This is a genomic window from Vibrio sp. Vb0349 (genome assembly GCF_033338975.1).
On sequence record NZ_JAWOTS010000315.1, the window covers coordinates 1 to 1,182 of the forward strand.

The 1,182-nt window shown below is 45.3% G+C and carries 2 protein-coding genes; both read left to right on the top strand.

Going from position 1 to position 1,182, the window contains the following annotated elements; all coding sequences use genetic code 11:
- Positions 1-2 precede the first annotated feature (2 nt).
- The gene (toxS, locus tag R7Q47_RS25470; RefSeq protein ID WP_005454545.1) at positions 3-518 is read left to right on the top strand and encodes a transmembrane regulator ToxS; all 516 of its coding nucleotides are present in this window, start codon (positions 3-5) and stop codon (positions 516-518) included.
- 47 nt (positions 519-565) lie between these two features.
- Positions 566-1,182 (top strand): sulfite exporter TauE/SafE family protein (locus R7Q47_RS25475; protein ID WP_318090144.1); only part of this gene is annotated, 617 nt, incomplete at its 3' end.

Consider the following 1,182-nt stretch of genomic DNA (forward strand, 5'->3'; position numbering starts at 1 on the left):
GCATGAAGATTAAAGTAGCATCTGCGGTTTTGGCCGTATCTATCCTTTTCAGTGGTTGGTTGTACTGGGGCAGTGACCTTAAAGTTGAGCAAGTGCTTACATCAAATGAATGGCAGTCAACCATGGTGACTGTGATTACTGATAACTTGCCAGACGATACCGTAGGCCCGTTACGTCGAGTGAATGTGGAGTCGAACGTTAAGTACCTACCGAATGGCGATTACATTCGCGTGGCAAACATCAAACTGTTCGCACAAGGCTCGACGGCTGAATCGACAATTAATATTTCAGAGAAAGGTCGCTGGGAAGTGAGTGATAACTATCTGCTTGTTTCTCCTTCTGAGTTCAAAGATATTTCTTCTTCTCAATCCAAGGATTTTTCTGAAGCGCAACTACGTTTAATTACTCAAATCTTTAAGCTAGATGCAGAACAAAGCCGCCGAATTGACGTGGTTAATGAAAAGACTCTGCTATTAACTAGCCTAAATCACGGTTCTACGGTACTGTTTAGAAACTGAATTTAATTAGTGATAAGGGGGCAAGATGCCCCCTTAATTTTTTTCTCATGGATTGGTTAGACACTTTCACTCTCTTTTTCGGCTCGCTCGTTGCAAATACGTTGGCATCTCTTTCTGGTGGCGGCGCCGGTTTGCTACAGTTTCCTCTACTTATTTTTCTTGGCTTACCGTTCTCCGTTGCACTAGGCACTCATAAAGTGGCTTCTGTTGCTTTAGGCTTGGGCGCTGCAAGCACTCACCTCAAAGCCGGCACCATTAAATTGCCCATCGCCCTTTATCTGATTTTTGTTGGCAGTATAGGTGTTGTGATTGGCGCAAACCTCATCGTTCATATCCCTGATGGTATTGCGGAAAAGATGCTAGGCAGTATGATTCTGGCACTCGGTATTTATTCCCGCTTGAAAAAGCAGCTGGGGCAAACCGAAATCATTAAGCGTCGCAATCAATTGGGTTGGATTCTTGGTGGTATTGGCATCATGTTGATAGGCATCGTCAACGGGTCTTTAACCGCTGGCTCTGGGTTGCTTGTCACTCTCTTTCTTGTGCGTTGGTTTGGGGTCGATTACAAACAAGCGGTCGCCTACACCATGATTTGTGTCGGCCTGTTTTGGAATGGTATTGGTGGCATCGCGGTTGTACAAGTAGGAGCACCGATTCACTGGGC

Coding starts and splice junctions, on each gene's coding strand:
- toxS (WP_005454545.1), top strand. CDS start 3: ATGAAGATTAAAGTAGCATCTGCGGTTTTGGCCGTATCTATCCTTTTC.